General features: G+C 59.2%; 13 protein-coding genes. All 13 read left to right on the top strand.

Going from position 1 to position 17,556, the window contains the following annotated elements; genetic code table 11:
* The first annotated feature begins 205 nt into the window (after positions 1-205).
* The 13 genes from ACI5FR_RS12680 to ACI5FR_RS12620 all read left to right on the top strand — a co-directional run bounded on the left by ACI5FR_RS12680 (position 206) and on the right by ACI5FR_RS12620 (position 17,506).
* Positions 206-1,861: an extracellular solute-binding protein gene (locus ACI5FR_RS12680; RefSeq protein ID WP_405454877.1), complete on the top strand. Its 1,656-nt coding sequence runs from the start codon at positions 206-208 to the stop codon at positions 1,859-1,861.
* A gap of 75 nt (positions 1,862-1,936) precedes the next feature.
* On the top strand, positions 1,937-2,842 hold the full coding sequence (locus ACI5FR_RS12675) for an ABC transporter permease (protein WP_405454876.1): 906 nt from the start codon (positions 1,937-1,939) through the stop codon (positions 2,840-2,842).
* A 15-nt stretch (positions 2,843-2,857) separates the two neighbouring features.
* Positions 2,858-3,742: a carbohydrate ABC transporter permease gene (locus ACI5FR_RS12670; RefSeq protein WP_405454875.1), complete on the top strand. Its 885-nt coding sequence runs from the start codon at positions 2,858-2,860 to the stop codon at positions 3,740-3,742.
* Between the two features lie 26 nt (positions 3,743-3,768).
* Positions 3,769-4,896, top strand: coding sequence for a Gfo/Idh/MocA family protein (locus ACI5FR_RS12665; RefSeq protein ID WP_405454874.1), 1,128 nt, complete (start codon positions 3,769-3,771; stop codon positions 4,894-4,896).
* 25 nt (positions 4,897-4,921) lie between these two features.
* Entirely contained in the window at positions 4,922-6,172 is a 1,251-nt protein-coding gene (locus ACI5FR_RS12660; RefSeq protein ID WP_405454873.1) for a TolB family protein, read from the top strand.
* Positions 6,169-7,695, top strand: coding sequence for a sulfatase-like hydrolase/transferase (locus ACI5FR_RS12655; protein ID WP_405454872.1), 1,527 nt, complete (start codon positions 6,169-6,171; stop codon positions 7,693-7,695). Before ACI5FR_RS12660 ends, ACI5FR_RS12655 begins: the two co-directional genes overlap by 4 nt.
* A gap of 338 nt (positions 7,696-8,033) precedes the next feature.
* A complete protein-coding gene (locus tag ACI5FR_RS12650; protein WP_405454871.1) occupies positions 8,034-9,017 on the top strand; it encodes a M14 family metallopeptidase in 984 nt (327 codons plus the stop codon).
* Between the two features lie 24 nt (positions 9,018-9,041).
* Positions 9,042-11,084 (top strand): serine hydrolase, encoded by a 2,043-nt coding sequence (locus ACI5FR_RS12645; RefSeq protein ID WP_405454870.1) that lies wholly within the window; start codon positions 9,042-9,044, stop codon positions 11,082-11,084.
* On the top strand, positions 11,081-11,821 hold the full coding sequence (locus tag ACI5FR_RS12640) for a gamma-glutamyl-gamma-aminobutyrate hydrolase family protein (protein WP_405454869.1): 741 nt from the start codon (positions 11,081-11,083) through the stop codon (positions 11,819-11,821). The genes ACI5FR_RS12645 and ACI5FR_RS12640 overlap by 4 nt, the downstream gene beginning before the upstream one ends.
* On the top strand, positions 11,814-13,094 hold the full coding sequence (locus ACI5FR_RS12635; RefSeq protein WP_405454868.1) for a Gfo/Idh/MocA family oxidoreductase: 1,281 nt from the start codon (positions 11,814-11,816) through the stop codon (positions 13,092-13,094). Before ACI5FR_RS12640 ends, ACI5FR_RS12635 begins: the two co-directional genes overlap by 8 nt.
* A gap of 19 nt (positions 13,095-13,113) precedes the next feature.
* Positions 13,114-14,136 carry a glycoside hydrolase family 183 protein gene (locus ACI5FR_RS12630; protein WP_405454867.1) on the top strand — a complete coding sequence of 341 codons (1,023 nt, stop codon included), beginning with the start codon at positions 13,114-13,116 and terminating at the stop codon, positions 14,134-14,136.
* 56 nt (positions 14,137-14,192) lie between these two features.
* A complete protein-coding gene (locus ACI5FR_RS12625; protein ID WP_405454866.1) occupies positions 14,193-15,116 on the top strand; it encodes an AEC family transporter in 924 nt (307 codons plus the stop codon).
* A 128-nt stretch (positions 15,117-15,244) separates the two neighbouring features.
* Positions 15,245-17,506 carry a hypothetical protein gene (locus ACI5FR_RS12620; protein WP_405454865.1) on the top strand — a complete coding sequence of 754 codons (2,262 nt, stop codon included), beginning with the start codon at positions 15,245-15,247 and terminating at the stop codon, positions 17,504-17,506.
* Positions 17,507-17,556: the final 50 nt, after the last annotated feature.

Below are 17,556 nucleotides of genomic sequence, written 5' to 3'. Positions count from 1 at the left end.
TACCTCCAATGAAAGCGGTTTAGTGAACAGAATGTCTTTATTTTATACCTCCGGCCCGCCAAGTTGTCAATCCAGGACACCAAATCGCGGATTAGGGCCATTTCTCCCAAAACGCCTATGGCTATAATGAAAGATAGAGCGAGAGTCGAGGACATCCTAGCGGCAGGGCGCTCGTCCATATCCAAGATTCAGGGAGGGTTACAACATGCCTAGAAAGAAAAAGGGGTTGGCGCTGACGGCGGCCGCGGTGCTCCTGACATCCATGCTAAGCGGCTGCGGCGGATCCGATGAGCCGTCCGGCAACGAGCCGAAGCCGACGGACAGCGGAGCGCAAGGGAGTAGCGCGACACCGAACGCAGGCGCTGCGTATACGCTGCCGCTCGTCAAAGACGGTACGGGCAGTCTTACCGTAGGGGTGCCGGACAACCGCTACGCGCCGAAGAGCTACACCCAGAACTTGCCGGTGTGGCAGGAGATCGAGAAGCGCACGGGCGTCAAAATCAATTGGGATGTCACGCCGGTCGCCCAGTACAACCAGGCGATGAACGTACGGCTCGCGGCCGCATCCGGCCTCCCGGATATTCTGCAGCTGCCGGGCTCACCCGTCAATTATGGCACCGACGGCATCATCAAGCCGTTAAACGATCTTATCGATAAGTATGCACCGAACATCAAGAAGTATTTCGCCGACAATCCGAAGATCGCGAACTTGCACAAGGCGCCGGACGGCAAAATTTACGCTTTGTCCGCCGACATCAGCGGCACGGCGACTACCGACCCGCTAGGCTGGCTCATCCGCAAGGACTGGCTCGACAAGTTGGGATTAAAGGAACCGACCACCCTGGACGAATGGTACACCGTTCTGAAAGCGTTTAAAGAAAAGGATCCGAACGGCAACGGCAAGCAGGACGAAATCCCGTTGTCGAACCAATACACGTGGGGCGGGCTGGCGCTGTTCGGCAACGCGCTTGGGCTGCACCTGGGGGAATACAGCTACGGGTATTCGGTTGACGCGAACGGCAAAATCAAAAACGATTGGCTCGACCCGAAAGCGAAGGAGCTCATCGTCTGGCTCAACAAGCTGTACACGGACGGCCTGCTCGATCCGGAGTTCATGTCCAAGAAAACGGACAAAATCCTCGCGGACATTACACGTGAAGTCGTCGGGGCGACCAACAACCTGCTGAATGCGACCCAGAAGTTCAATGCCGCCATCAACAAGCCGGGCGTGAATTGGGTCATGACGGTACCGCCGGCGAACGGCACGAATAAGCCCTTCTATGAAAAAGCGGCTCCGATCAGCGGCTACTGGGCGATCAGCAAAGACGCCAAAAATCCGGAGCTCGCCATCAAATGGCTGGATTACATCTACGCGAGCGAAGAGGGCCAACGTTTCGTAGCGTACGGAATCGAAGGCACGAGCTACAAAATGGTGAACGGCAAACCGGTCTTTACCGACTACGTCCTGAACAATCCGGATAAGCTGGATGCGGTCAGCGCGCTCCGGACACTGGGCGCCTTCCCGAATACGCCTTGGATCCGCGCCGAAAAAGGACCGCTCTCCGGCCAGCCGGAAGCGCTGCTGCAGCCGAACCCGCAGCTGCTGGAGCAAGCGAAGCGCATCGAGCCATATCTGGTCGACAACACGCCGCTGAAGTACATCCTGCCTACGCCGGAAGAGGCCGACGAGGAGAAGCGGCTCAGCGCCGACATCAATACGTACCAGGAAGAAACGCTGCTCAAGTTCATTTATGGCAAAGAGCCGATCGACTGGGATAAATTTACGAAGCGTATGAAGGAGCTGGGCAACGACGAGTTGACCGCCATCAAGCAAAAGCAATACGACCGTGTCAAAAAGTAATTATGCCTTTCAGCAGGGTAAGGGCGCGCGGATCCGCTCCGCGCGCCGGCCCTCCGGCAATCCGAGGTGAACAGCATGCGGAATTTTACCAAGGTTTTGAACAGAGACAAGTACTTGCTGCTTCTGATTTTGCCGGTCTTGCTCTATTATTTCGTGTTTCATTACATCCCTATGTACGGCATCATTATCGCTTTTAAGAAGTTCTCGCCGATGAAGGGCATTTTGGGCAGCGCGTGGGTCGGATTCGATCATTTTATGCACTTTTTTCAATCGGTCTACTTTTGGAGATTGCTGAAAAACACCCTGCTGCTGAGCGTATATTCGCTCTTCTGGGGCTTTCCGGTCCCTATTTTATTTGCGCTGCTCTTAAATGAAGTTCGGGAAGGCATTTTCAAGAAGTCGGTCCAAACGATCAGCTACCTCCCTCACTTCATCTCGATCGTCGTCGTCATGGGGATGATCGTCAACTTCACCACCGTGAACGGGGGCGTCGTCAATCAGATGCTCGGCTGGTTCGGCTTCGGGCCGATCAACTTCCTGAGCGAATCCGGCTGGTTCCGGACGATCTACATCTCCTCCTCGGTTTGGCAGGGCTTCGGCTGGAGCTCGATCATCTACCTGGCCGCCATCGCGGGGATCGATCCGCAGCTGTATGAGGCCGCGGAGATAGACGGAGCAAGCCGCTGGCGCAAAATGTGGCACATCACCTTGCCTTGTCTCCTGCCGACGATTGCGATTTTGTTCATTATGGCCGTGGGCAATTTGATGGATGTCGGCTTCGAGAAAATTATTTTGCTCTATAACCCTACAACCTACGAAACGGCGGACGTGATCTCCACCTTCGTGTACAGGCAAGGGATCCAGCAGGCGAATTACAGCTACTCGACGGCGATCGGCTTGTTCAACAACATCATCAACCTGATCCTGCTGGTCGCAGTGAACCGGATTAGCCGCAAACTGTCCGAAACGTCTTTATGGTAAGGGGAGAGGATTTAAATGGCATCTGTTGCTAGGCGGCACCGGACCCTATCCGTGTCGGACATCTTGATTTATCTGGTCATGATTTTCGTCATCATCATTACGCTGTATCCGTTCGTTTATGTGCTCAGCATGTCGATCAGCGATCCGCGATATGTGCTGGCCGACACCATCTGGCTGTATCCGAAAGGCTTTTCGCTGGAGAGCTACAAGAAAGTATTCGAAAACGAGGAAATCTGGACGGCTTATTACAACACGGTTTTCTACACGGTCGTCGGCACGGCGCTTAACATCCTCTTTACGATGCTGGCCGCTTACCCGCTGTCGCGCCGGACCTTTTTCGCCCGCAACCCGATTATGGTCATCATTGTCATTACGATGTTTTTCGGCGGCGGCCTCATTCCGAGCTTCCTGCTGATCAAGGAGCTGGGCTTGTACAATACGCGGTGGGCCGTGCTGCTACCGGGGCTGACCTCGGCTTTCTACATCATCATCACCCGGACGTTTTTTCAGAGCATTCCGGACAGCTTGACCGAGTCGGCCAAAATCGACGGAGCCAACGACATCGGCATCCTGATGCGGATCATCATTCCGCTGTCCAAGCCGATTCTCGCGGTTCTCAGCTTGTTCTATGCCGTAGGCCACTGGAACAGCTATGTCTCCGCCATGATCTATTTGCCCAATCCGAAGCTGCAGCCGATGTCGCTGTACCTCATGAAGATTCTCGTCCAAAACAATGATTCCATGATGGAAGGCATGACCGATCAGATCGATCGGGCGCTGTTCGCGGCTCAGCTGAAATACGCCATCATTATCGTGACCATTTTGCCTATCTTGTTGATTTATCCGTTCTTGCAGCGGTTTTTCGTAAAAGGCGTCATGATCGGTTCCTTAAAAGAATAGCCGGTAACCGGGGGAGGACAACAGCTATGGAATTAGGAGTCATCGGGTATGGCTCGCGCATTCGCAACATGATCCGGAAGCTGCAGGAGCTGCACCCGGACTGTAAGGTGACGACGATCGTCGATATCCGAAACGAGTTCATTCGAGAGAACTATAGTGAGTTGGAACATGTCCGTTTCTATGAAACGGTGGAAGATATGCTCGAGCGCGAGCGGCCGGACGGTCTCTTGATCGGGACCCGATGCTCGCTGCATACGACGATGGCGCTGAAGGTGCTGTCGACCGGCATCCCGCTGTTCCTGGAGAAGCCGGTGGCCACGACCATGGAGGATGCGCTGCGGCTGAAGTCGGGGTGGGAGCAGGCGAAGTCGGACGTCGTCGTGTCGTTCCCGATGCGGATGTCGAGACTGGCGCTGCTCGCGAAGGAGATCGTGGATTCCGGCAAGCTGGGGACGATCGAGCACGTCCAGGCGACGAATAATACCCCGTACGGCGGCGTTTATTTCCACAATTGGTACAGGGACGAGAAGGAAACGGGCGGGCTGTTCCTGCAGAAGGCGACGCACGATTTCGATTACATCAATTTTATCGTCGATCAAGAGCCCGTTAGCGTATGTGCGATGACGTCCAAGCAGGTGTTCAAAGGCAACAAACCGGCCGGGTTGAAATGCGCCGATTGCGAGGAAAAGTATACTTGCGAGGAAAGCACGATCCATTTGACCGGCCCGAAAAAAGACACTTGGCTGTACTGCTGCTTCGCCGAGGATACCGGGAACGAGGACTCGGGCAGTGCGATCGTCCGTTACGCGAGCGGCATGCATATGAATTATTCCCAGAACTTTATTGTCCGGCGTCAGGCCGGCACACGGGGCGCCCGTTTCGTGGGGTACAAGGGGACGCTGGAGCTTAATTTTTTCACCAGCCAAGTGAAGGTCTACATGCATCATACGCCGAGGGTAGAGACGTACGACGTGGAGACAGGTTCAGACCATTTCGGCGGCGACACGGAGCTCTTGAACAACTTCTACAACATCATGAAAGGGCAGGCGCGGTCGATCAGCACGCTCGATCATGGACTGTTGAGCGCGCTCATGTGCCTGAAGGCGAAGCAGTCGGCGGAGACGGGAACGTTCCAAGCGATCGCTTGGGAATAGATTGCCCGAGGGGAGGCTGGAGCAAATGAGCAAAAAGCGTGAAGTGCCATTCCGCCCGTATCGTCCGAACGAATGCCCCTATACGGTTACGATCGTAACGCCGGAGGACGGTGATTACATCCATACGTTTTTTGATGTGCGTCCCTGGAGTCCGTCGGGCGATTATTTGGCCTGCCTGAAACTCCCCTTCCAGGACCGGATTCCGGGTCCGGATGATGCGGCGACCGTCTGCCTGATCGACCTGAAACGCGGGACGATCGAAGAGATCGCCGAGACGAAGGGCTGGGGGCTGCAGGTAGGCGCGCATGTATGCTGGGGAAGCGACAGGCTGCTTTATTTCAACGACAAGGCCGGCTGCGAGGTGTTTGCGGTCGAATACGACCTCGAGACGAAGGAGAAGCGCCGGATGGCGGGGCCGGTGTATCAGGTTTCGCCGGACGGCGCTTATTTGTACAGTCCTTCGCTGTCGCTCATCAATGCGTCGCAAAACGGGTATGGGGCCACGATGCCGGATGACTGTAACTGCCGGCCGGTGGTAGGAGCGCCTGACGATGAAGGCTTGTGGCAGGTCGAAGTGGCGACGAATACGAAGCGGCTTGTATTCAGCCTGCGCGACGCGTACGAGCTGTTGCCCGACAAGAAACCGTTCGAGGGCGCGCGGTTTACGTTTTTCCATACGAAGATCAACCGGCAGCAGAACCGGATCATGCAGGTGGTGCGCTGCTTGTATGACGACGGCCGTCCGCAAAAACGATTCATCATCACCTTCGATATGGAGGGCCGCGACGCCCGGGTCGCTCTGCCTTATGAGCTGTGGCTGAACGGCTCGCACCACCCGGACTGGCATCCGGACGGACGATCCATTCTGATGAACATCCAGTTGAATGCGCTGCGGTTCGTGGATTTCAGCGACGGCGGGGACCGCTTCAGCATCGTGGCGCCGCAGGCGTTGGGGGGCGGGCATCCGAGCTATTCCGCGGACGGACGGTACATTCTCACCGACGCTTATACCGGCGAGTCGTGTGTCAACGAGCGGCATGAGGTGCCGATCCGGCTCGTCGATGCTAAGAGCGGCGAGGAAGAAGCGATATGCTGGATCTGGACGCTCGGCGGGACGGCGATCCCGGCGGAGCTGCGCTGCGATCCGCATCCGGTCTGGAGTGCGGACGACCGCTATGTCTGCTTCAACGGCACGCCCGAGGGGCGGCGGCAGATCCTGATCGCCGATATGAGCCGACTGAGCGGTGGGGGCGGCATTGGAGGTGGGCAGGGATGATGAAGCCGATGGAGTCTTCGGTCGAACGGCCGCATATCGTTCTGATCACCGTCGATCAGATGCGGGCGGATTTGATGGGCTGCGCCGGACACCCGCTCGTACAGACGCCTCACATCGACAACATGGCCGCTCGGGGCGTCCGTTTCGAGCAGGCTTATTCGGGCACCCCGATCTGTATCCCGGCCCGCGCCACGATCATGACCGGGCAGGAGGGGCATACGCTTGGCATCACGCGGTACGTGGAAGGCTTTCCGCTGCCTACCACGCAAACGCTGCCTGCGCTGTTGAGCGAGGGTGGGTATGAGACGCGTGTAGTCGGGAAAATGCACGTATATCCGGAGCGGTGCCACTACGGCTTCGACAGCATGCTGCTGTGCGAGGAAGGCCGTCCGTTTGGTGCCGGGACGCCGCAGAAGCGCGGCTATGACGATTATGAGCTATGGCTCGCTGAGCAAGGGTATGCCGGGCAAGCGTTCGCACACGGGATCGCCAACAACGAGTATGCGATGTCGCCGTGGCATCTGCCGGATCATCTGCATCCGACCGAATGGATCGCCGACCAGAGCTGCCGGACGATTCAGCGCCGGGACTGGACCCGCCCGTTATTTCTGTGGGCGTCCTTCACGGCGCCTCATCCGCCGCTCACCCCGCTCATGCGCGATCTGTATATGTATGAGCGCGACGAGATGCTGAAGCCGGTCATCGGCGACTGGGCCGAGCGGCATTCGCTGTATCAGCAGCGGCAAGCGGCTGCGTATGGGAGCGAGCGATTTACGGAGAAGCAAACGGATCTCGCGTACCGCGGCTTCTATGCTTCCATCACCCAAGTGGACCGGGCGATCAACCGCATCCTCGGCACGCTCCGCGAAGCGGGCATGCTGGAGCGCACGTGGCTGGTGTTCACCTCCGACCACGGGGACAGTATGGGCGATCACGGCCTGTGGTTCAAGGCCGGCTTCACCCGCGGCGCCTGCAACATCCCGCTGATTGTCGTGCCGCCCTCGAAGTCGGCCGGACCGGCGGGGGCGCCTGCCGGCGGCTGGCGCCTCGGCGAGACGAACGCCTCGCCGGTCGGGCTGCAGGACTTGCTGCCCTCGTGCCTGGAGATGGCGGGGCTGCCGGTGCCGGACGACCTCGACGGGCGCAGCCTGGTGCCGCTCCTCCAGCCGGAGTCCGCAGGCAGCGTCCGCGAGACGCTGCTCGGCGAGTTCGGCACGGTCGGCGCTCGCTCGCTGATGCTCACCGACGGGCGGTGGAAGTACATCTGGTTCGAGGAGGACGGCGTCGAGCTGCTGTTCGATCTCGAAGCGGATCCGATGGAGCGGACGGACCTGGCGCTGCGCGCGGAGGAGGCCGAGCGGCTGCAGGCGTGGCGCGATGCGCTCGCCCTCAGGCTGGCGGCGCGGGACGCGGATCCGGCCGTGCGGGACGGCCGGTTGGCCGCCGTCGGCGCGCCGCGCCGGCTCGATGCACGGGAAAAGGCGAGCCTCGCGCAGTATTACAACCCGCGCGGGTTGCACTAGTGCACTAGCGGGGCGGGCTGGTTGGCTGCTCTAAGGTAACTTTTTTACTTTACAGCATGGGAATGAGTCGGATTGGATGCTCTAAGGTAACTTTTTTACTTTGCGAGCAGGGGAATGGGTCGATATGGCGCGCTAAGGTAACTTTTTTACTCTGCAGCATGGGAATGGGTCGGATTGGAAGCTCTAAAGTAACTTTTTTACTTTGCAGTAGGGGAACCGGTCCGATTGGAAGCTCTAAAGTAACTTTTTTACTTTGCAGTAGGCAGAACTGGTCCGGGTTAACCCAGAACGCCCTCTCGTACAACAAATCGGGACTGAGAAGGAGATGAAGCAAAAGCATGATCCCTTTTATCGCCAAGCAAGCGCAGCTGGAGCAGAAAATCAGCGAGTGGCGGCAGGCCGGAGGCGACCGGTTCCAAGTGGAATCGATCCAGGCGTACAGCGGGCACCCCGTTTACGCTTTGAGCGTGAGCGATTTCAGCCGTCCGCGCGAGGGCAAGCAGGCGCTCTACGTCTCGCAGCCCCACGCTCATGAGCCGGGAACGACGGCGGGCATGGCGGACATGCTCGAGCAGCTGCTGACCGGGTACGATCTCGAGGGGAACGCCTGCACGTTCGACCGGGAGCGGGTGCTCGCCGAGACGATCGTCACGTTCAATCCGATTGCCAACCCGTTCGGGCGGGAGAATTCCCCCGAGCTGTATTATGACGGCTCCCGCTACTCCCCGGCCGAGTTCCGATGCCTGATCTTCGGCGAAGACCCGGAGCAGCCTGGCCGCTCTTGGAAGCGCGTCGATCTGTGGGATGCGCGAGAGGAAGCCCATATCCCGAATCCGATCGGCATCGTCTATGAACCGATCGACGAATACCGTTACGTCGAGCCGAACCGGAGCCAGCTGTCCTCCTATTTCAAGCTGTTTCATCGATTGGATGCGCAGTTCCGCTACAAGTACTGGCTTGATCTGCATCAGATGATGTTCGTCAGCAATCAGATGGTCGATACCGGCTACACCTGTCAGGTGTTCCTGCCCTATGCCGATATTTGTCCGCCTGAGGTCAAAGCGGTGGACGACGAATGGGGCAACGAAATTACGGAGGATTGGCTCCGGCGCGGATATGCCGCGGCCAGGCCGATCAGCACGCCGTACACCGATGTTCAGAAGGAATATTTCCGCAAAAATTTCAGCGACATTCACAAGCGGATGTACCGGATTAGCACCGAGGTCGTTACGAATCGGCCGCAGTATCCGGTGGACCTGCAGGTGAAGGCCCAATCGTCCGCAATCGAAACGACATTGAACCGCTTGCTGCGCACCAAGTGACGGCAAGGGGAGGAGCATAGACCAATGAAACCATGGGAGTATGAGCAGCCGGAAGAGCTGGGCATCGACGCCTCCATGCTGGACCGGTACGTGAACCGGCTGGCGGAGTGCCGCTCGAGAGCCGTGCTCGTCATCCGGCATGACAAGATCATCAAGGAGTGGTACGCCCAAGACTTCGGGGCGGAGCGGCGCCATTACTCGGCTTCGCTCGCCAAGACGCTGGTCGGCGGCATGGCGCTGGCCGTATCGGTCAGCGAGGGCTATATGGCTTACAACGATTTGGCGTGCCAGTACATCGAGCGATGGAAGGACGATCCGTTGAAGTCGCAGATCACGCTCCGCCAGCTCGCTACGCATACGTCCGGACTCGCGGACAGCTCCATGCGAGACGCGGTCGGGGACTGGCAGCGGATGTTTTGGCAGAAAGACCCGAGTCCGGATGCACTAGATCCGATTACGTGCGCGCTGGACCTCGCGCCGATGCTGGAAGTGCCGGGCAAGCGCTACATCTACAGCAATCCGGGCATAGCCGCGCTGTCCTACTGCATCTCCGCCGCGCTTCAAGGATCGCCCTACTCCGATACCCGGGAACTGCTGCAGGAACGGATTATGAAGCCGCTTGGGATTGACGACTCCGAGTGGAGCATCGGCTACGGCAAGCCGTTCACGATCGACGGCTTGAACGTCTATGCCGCTTGGGGCGGCGGCGAATACACGGCCCGAGCGGTAGGACGGATCGGTCAGCTGCTGCTGCACAAGGGGCAGTGGAACGGAAAATCGCTGATTAAGCCGCAGGTGTTGAAGCCGGTACTCGCCTGCACGTTCCACTCCATCACGCAGCCGGGCTTCCCGGAGGCGTTCCTGCCGACTCCATCGGTGGGCGGATTCTCCAATCATTGCGCCGTCTTCCCGAGCATCCCGGATTGTGCCTTCTTCGGAGCCGGAGCCGGTCACCAGGTGCTCCTCGTTATCCCGAGCCTCGACCTGGTCATAGTCCGGCTGGGCGATTTCATGCTGAGCGGACCGCCTACGGACGACGACTTTTGGCTCGCGATCAAAGAGGAGCTGTGCGATCCGATTCAAGGGCTGCTGCTCCACCAGAGTCCGTACCCGGCGAGCGATGCCGTACGGAACGTCCGGTTCGAGCCGGCCGAGCGGATTCGCATCCGGGGAGAAGACAGTGACAACTGGCCTTGCACTTGGGCGGAAGACGGCGAGATGTACACCTCCTACGGCGACGGGTACGGCTTCCTGCCGCATACCGAAAAGAAGCTCAGCCTCGGCTTCGCCACCATTCACGGTGAGCCCAAGGAATTCGAAGGCGTCAACCTGCGCACCGAAACCGGCGAACGCGAGGGCGACGGCGCCTCCGGGCCTAAGGCGAGCGGGCTGGTCATGGTGGACGCCGTGCTCTATATGCTAGCGCGGAACGCCGGCAACTCGCAGCTCGCCTGGTCGGAGGACAAGGGCATAACGTGGGAGTGGGGCTTCACATTCACAACGAGCTTCGGCTGCCCGACCTTCGTGAACTACGGTCCGAACTATGCAGGGGCGCCGGACGATTATGTGTACGTCTATTCTCCAGATGGCAGCAGCGCTTATGAAGAATATGACCACATCGTACTCGCACGCGTCGACCGCAGACGGATTCGCGAGCTAACTGCGTACGAGTATTTCCAAGGGCTGACGAAGGATGGCGCGCCGATCTGGACGCCCGATGTAGAGGCGCGCGGACCGGTATTCACCTTCCCGAACCACTGCCACCGGCTCGAAGCGATTTACCACGAAGCTACGAAGCGCTATTGGCTCGTCTCCGCCTGCAATCACGAAGGCGGCTGGGGCATTTTCGATTCGCCGACGCCTTACGGCCCTTGGAGCACCGTTTATTTCACCGATTATTGGGGGCTTGGCAAAACGCATGCGTACCGCTTCCCCACCAAGTGGATCCGTGAGAACGGCAAGCAGCTGTACCTCGTCTTTTCCGGCCGCAGGTTTAAAACGATCGATTACGATGCGATGTGCGTCCGCGAAATGACGCTGGAGCTCGCGAAGGAGGCGGAATCGTGAGTTTGCCCCTGATTGCGGTCACTTCCTTGTTCGACAACGGGCACACATTCCTGCACCGGGACTACACGGATTCGGTGATCCGGGCGGGGGGGCTGCCGCTGGCCGTACCGGCCTTGTCTTCTCCCGACTGGCTCGACCGGGTAGCCGAACTGGCCGACGGTTTGCTGCTGAGCGGCGGGGAAGACGTCGATCCGAACGTATACGGAGAAGAGCCGCTGCCCGGCCTCGGCACGCTCTCTCCGGAGCGTGACTTCGTGGAAGCGGAGCTGGCGCGCCGGTTTCTGGCGGCCGACAAGCCGATTTTCGCCATATGCCGCGGCTTGCAACTGCTGAACGCCATCGAAGGCGGCACGCTGCTGCAAGATATCGAGCGGCAGCACGAAGGCGCGCTGCAGCACAAGCAGCTCGCGCCGCGCGCCCACCTGTCGCATCGCGTCAACATTGCGAGCGGCACGCTGCTGGAGCGGATACTGGGCAGCGCCGCCATCCCCGTGAACAGCTTCCACCACCAGGCGGTCCGGCAGGCGGCGCCCGGGTACCGGATCAACGCCGTCGCCGGAGACGGCATCATCGAAGGCATCGAAAGCCCGGCGCACCGGTTCGTCTTGGGCGTCCAGTGGCACCCCGAGAACCTGAGTGCCGGCGATCCGGCCGCACTCCAGCTGTTCCGCGCTTTTGTGGAGGCTTGCAAAGCACGGACAGAGAACCCCGAGGAAAGCAGGGAATTGCATGCGTAAAACCAGATATGCCCTGATCGGCACCGGCCACCGCGCCATCTTCTTCTACGGCTCGCTCGCCCGGGATTACCGGGAGACGACGGAGCTCGTCGCCTTCTGCGACACGAATCGGATCCGCATGGACTATGCGAACCGGCAGCTGACCGACAGGTTCGACCATCCGGCGATTCCCGCCTACAAGGCGGAGCAGTTTGAGGACATGATTCGCCGGGAGAAGCCGGATTGCATCATCGTCACTACAGTCGACTATACGCACCATACGTATATCATCCGCGCGATGGAGCTCGGCTGCGACGTCATCAGCGAAAAGCCGATGACCGTCGACGAAGAGAAGTGCCAGGCGATTATCGACGCGGTCAAACGGACCGGCCGCCGGCTGCGTGTGGCCTTCAATTATCGCTACTCGCCGTTTAATACGAAAATCCGCGAGGTGCTGATGGACGGCACGATCGGAGAAGTGCATTCCGTTCACTTCGAATATTTGCTGAACGCCGTGCACGGAGCCGATTACTTCCGCCGGTGGCACCGGGATAAAACGAACAGCGGCGGGCTGCTCGTCCACAAGTCCACGCACCACTTCGACCTGGTGAACTTCTGGCTGGATACCCACCCCGAATCGGTGTTTGCGATGGGCGATCTCCGCTTCTACGGCAAAGAAAATGCACAGAAGCGCGGCATTACCCAGTTCTACGACCGGGCCTACGGCAGCGAAGCGGCCAAAGGCGATCCGTTCGCGCTGCACCTGGACCAGGATCCGTTTTATAAGGAGCTGTACCTGGACGCGGAGCCGGAGGACGGCTATCAACGCGATCAAAGCGTCTTCGGCGAAGGCATCACCATCGAAGACACGATGGGTGTCATGGTGCGTTACCGGAACCGGGCCATCCTGACCTATGCGCTAAACGCTTATTTGCCTTGGGAGGGCTTCACGGTCAGCTTCAACGGCAGCAAGGGCCGGCTCGAGGTCAAGGCGTTCGAGCGCTCGTACCTGCGTCCGGACGGCTCCGAGGACGATACGCCGCCCCGCAAGACGATCACGGTGTTCCCGCTGCATGCGGCTCCGTACGAGGTCCCATTCGAGGAGGGAGACGGCGGCCATGACGGCGCCGATCCGGTGCTGACTCGCGATTTGTTCGGCGATCCGCCGCCCGACCGCTTCCGGCGCGCCGCCTCCCATATCGACGGCGCGATGTCCATCTTGACGGGCATCGCCGGCAATCACTCGATCCGCACTGGACAGCCTGTCCGGATCGACAGCCTGGTCCGATTCTAGACGAGGGAGGCGAACCGCCATGCCGGCCGGCAAGCTATATCCGCCTTATCCGCGGAGCAAGTTCATCAAGGGCATCACGTTCGACTGGTCGAGCCGCATCCGGCTCGCGCCGGGAAGCGATAATTGGCCGCTCACTTGGGCGGACGACGGCCATCAGTATACCGTCTTCGGAGACGGCGGCGGCTTCGGCGGAACCAATGCCGAGGGACGCGTCAGCATGGGGGTAGCCCGTATTGAAGGCGGCCGCAAGGACTACAAGACGGCGAACGTCTGGGGCGGCGTCGAAGCCGAAAATCCGGCGACCTTCACCGGAAAGTCCTGGGGGTTGATCTCGATCGACGGCACGTTCTACATGTGGCGCAGTGGCGAAGCCTCCGAGGATTGCTTCGAATTCCAGCAGCTGTACCGGTCGCACGATCGGGGCGCTGCTTGGGAAGCGACTGAGGTCCGGTTCGACGTCGACTCCTTCGACCGCTCGAGAGGCTTTTTCGTCCCCACCTTTCTGCAGTTCGGCCAAGACTACAACGGGGCCAGAGACGAGTACGTGTACATTTATGCCCCCGAGGTGAAGAGCCTCGTCTGGGAGCTGCAGGTGCCGGGAGAAATATCGCTCTTGCGAGTGCCGAAGGATAAGCTGGGCTCGAGGCAGCACTATGAGTTTTTCGCCGGCCTCGACAAGGCGTATGCCCCGGTCTGGACGTCCGACCCCGAACGCCGCCGCCCGGTTTTCTACGATGCCAACGGCACGATGCGAGTCAATGCGGTGTTCAATCCCGGCCTGAAGCGCTATATTCTGACGGCTCAGCATACCGCCCGCAATTATGGCTGGGGCATCTACGAGGCCGAGGAGCCTTGGGGGCCGTGGCGGACGATTTATTATTCCGATTGCTTCGTACCGGACGAATGGCCGTGCAAGCTCGTCTCATACTTGAGCTTTTCCCCTAAATGGTGGGATAACGACGGCTGGGAGTTCGTGCTCGTCTTCTCCGGGCGCGAATATAACGATGCCTGGAATTCCATAGAAGGAGGCTTTATCCTCTAAGCGCCTTTTCGGAACACGCAAACGGGAACACACAAACGCAAAAGGAATCATCAGCGATGAGCTACTTTTTTCATATTTTGTTCGCCAACGTCATCCCGGTCGGCATCATGATCGCCATCGGCTTCGGGATGGGCAAACGGTACGCCTTCCACGCGCAGACGCTCTCCAAGCTCGTGTTCAATCTGTTCATGCCGGCCTTCATGTTCGTCATGCTGCTCGATGTCACGATCGCTTGGGGGATCGTGCTGAAGGTGATCGCCTTCACCCTGCTGTTCGTCATCCTCTCCGGACTGCTCGCCGAGCTCGTCATCCGGCTGCGCGGGTATGGGCGCGGCATGGGCAGCGCGATGCGCAACAGCGTCTTGTTCTACAACAGCGGCAACTACATGATCCCGCTCAACCAGCTCGTCTTCGCCGGCAATCCGAATACGCTCGCGGTGCAAATCATTGTGTCGGTCGTGCAGAATGTGCTGCCCGGCACATACGGCATCTACAGTGTGAATGCAGGCAAAGGCACCGGCTGGGCGGCGATCCGCACCGTGCTGCTCTATCCCGGCATCTTCGCGGTAGCGGCCGCCGTGTGTATTCGCGTTACCGGTCTGCAGCTGCCGGAGACGCTGCTGCTGCCGTTCCAGTACATCTCGCAAGGTACGGTCGCGCTCGCGCTGATTACCCTCGGCGTTCAGCTCGCTGCGCTGAATCTGAACATCCGGCTCAAGGATGTGGCCATCTCCGGCGTGCTGCGGCTGCTGGCCGGACCGCTGATCGGGCTCGCACTTGTCAAGCTGATGGACTTCGAAGGGGATATCGCCAAGGCGCTTGTCTTATCCTGCGCCGCCCCCACCTCATTGATCAGCGCCCTGATCGCCATCGAGTACGACAACGAGGCGGATTTCTCCGCCCATGCGGTCTTGTTCTCCACAATAGCAAGCATGTTGAGCGTTACGTTTACGATTTTTTTCCTGGAGAGGTTGATGTAGGCAGGGGACAAGTACGCGGAAAGGGGGTGAAAGGTTTAAGCGGCCCGCAAAAATGACAGCTTGTTGAAAGCGTATGCACAACCGGTCAGTCTTCCCGATCTAAACCATTCTTCCAATGAGGTGAAATGATGGAAAGAACAATGGACAGAACGATGGAAACCATGACGAAACGACCTGTAGCCGCCAAGCTGACACCCTGGACCGCACTAACAACCCGACTGCTATCCAAATGGACAGTGGCCGGCATTTTTGCCCTGATGCTTCTGCTCTTCTCCGCCGCTTCCGCCTTCGCCTTGCCGGTCATCCCGGGGGCTTCAGGCTTCGGGATGGACACGCCCGCCGGCCGGGGCGGGACGGTGTACAAAGTGAACAGCCTGGCCAATACGAATACGCCGGGCACGCTCAAGTATGCGCTTGAACAGAGCGGACCGCGGACGATCGTGTTCGAGGTGTCGGGGACGATCGTCGTGGACGGCTATTTGGACATCGAGAACCCCTATGTCACCATTGCCGGGCAAACCGCGCCTTCCCCCGGTATTTTCCTGCGCGGAGCGGTCATCCGGATTTTGACCCACGATGTGCTGATGCAGCATATCCGCTCCGCTCCGGGCGACTCCGCTACCGGGGTCGCGCCGACATCGCGGGATGCGATCTCCATCAACGGCCTGAACGGACGCGTCGAAAACGTCGTTATCGACCACTGCACCTTCACCTGGTCGGTGGATGAACTCGTCGAGACGTACAACGACTACGGCAATATTACGTTCCGTAACATCATCGCCTCCGAGCCGCTTCACGATTCGATCCATCCCGAGGGACCGCACGGCTTCGGCCCGCTGTTCGACAATCGGGTGAATTCCGACACCTTGCTATATGGCAGCCTGATCAGTCATGCCGAGGGCCGGATGCCTTATTCGGAGTCGGACGGGTACGTGGAGGTTAACAACGTTTTTTATGACCGGGGCAATACGTTCAACCGGTTCAATTCGCACCGCACTGACGTGACCATCCCAACGCAAAACGTCATCGTGGGCAACGTGTTCAAAAACGGGCCTTCTCTGCCGGCCTGGGCGGTAGGGAAAAAGCCGCTGGATATCGTCAATACGTTTAAGTCTGGCGGCAAGTTATACCTGTCGGACAACGCGATTGTCAATCACTCCTTCTCCATCAGCTCCCAGTGGGATTTGGTCGAAAACAACACGAGCTTGACCCAAGCCCAGCTGCAGGCGTCGACGCCGGGCGTATGGCCGACAGGCTTGACGGCGATGCCGGTCGGCGACGTGATGAGCTATGTGGCGGCCAATGCCGGAGCCAGGCCGGCGGATCGCCTGCCGTACGAAACCCGGATCATTAACCAGGCGGTAACCGGAACGGGCACGATCGTCGACACGGTGACGGAAGCGGGCGGCTGGCCGGTCGTGGCGAACAACACCCGGGCGCTGACGGTGCCGAGCAGCACCGCGGACGATGACGGCGACGGCTATACGAATCTCGAGGAATGGCTCGATCAAATGGCGGCCGAGGTGGAGGGGCGGACGACGATTCCTTCGGGCGGACCGATCAGCGACATTCAAATGAACGATACGGCGAACATCGCCGATTGGTCCGTTCAAAGCAATCTGCAAACCGGCCAATTGACCTACGGCGACCGGACGACGACCTTCTCCTCCGTGGCTCCCGGCGTAGCGGGCCAGTATTGGCTGAGGCCGGCTCAAGACTCCAAAGCCTACACGGGCACGACTCTCGTGTCGTTCAAGGTGAACACCGCGTCGGACGTGTATGTGGCCCATAACGACGCGATCACGACGAAGCCTTCGTGGATGTCGACTTGGACCGATACGGGGACGGACGTAGCGGGTAACGGGGTGACGTACAGCTTGTACAAAAAGACGTTTGCCGCCGGCTCCACCGTGTCGCTGGGCAACAACGGCCATACTTCGTACGCGCAATATGTGGTGATCGTGAAGCCGGTATCCAAAATCAGCGGACTGACCGTAAACGACACGGCGAACGCCGCCGACTGGTCCTTGCAGACGAATTTGCAGGTGAACGATTTGTCCTACGGCGACCGGACGACCGTCTTCTCGGCGGTCGATGCCAGTGTAGCGGGAAGCGAATGGATCCGTCCGGCTCAGGATTCCAAAACTTACACCGGGACGACGCTCGTCTCCTTCCAGGTGACGGCCAATGCGGATGTGTATGTGGCCCACAATGACGCGATTACGACCAAGCCGTCGTGGCTGTCGACTTGGACCGATACCGGGCTGGAAATCGCCGGCAACGGGGTGACGTACAGCTTGTACCGCAAATCTTTTACGGCCGGCTCGACGGTGTCGCTCGGCAACAACGGGCACACTTCCTTCGCGCAATACATCATTGCCGTGAAATAATCCTATCGATGGGGTGACACAGTTGAAGCTCTCTTATCTTCAAGCCGTTA

This window comes from Paenibacillus sp. HJGM_3 (genome assembly GCF_045062745.1).
Taxonomy (GTDB): Bacteria; Bacillota; Bacilli; order Paenibacillales; family NBRC-103111; genus Paenibacillus_AA.
The sequence above is the reverse complement of the archived record's forward strand: the minus strand, read 5'-3'. Positions and strand labels throughout refer to the sequence as shown.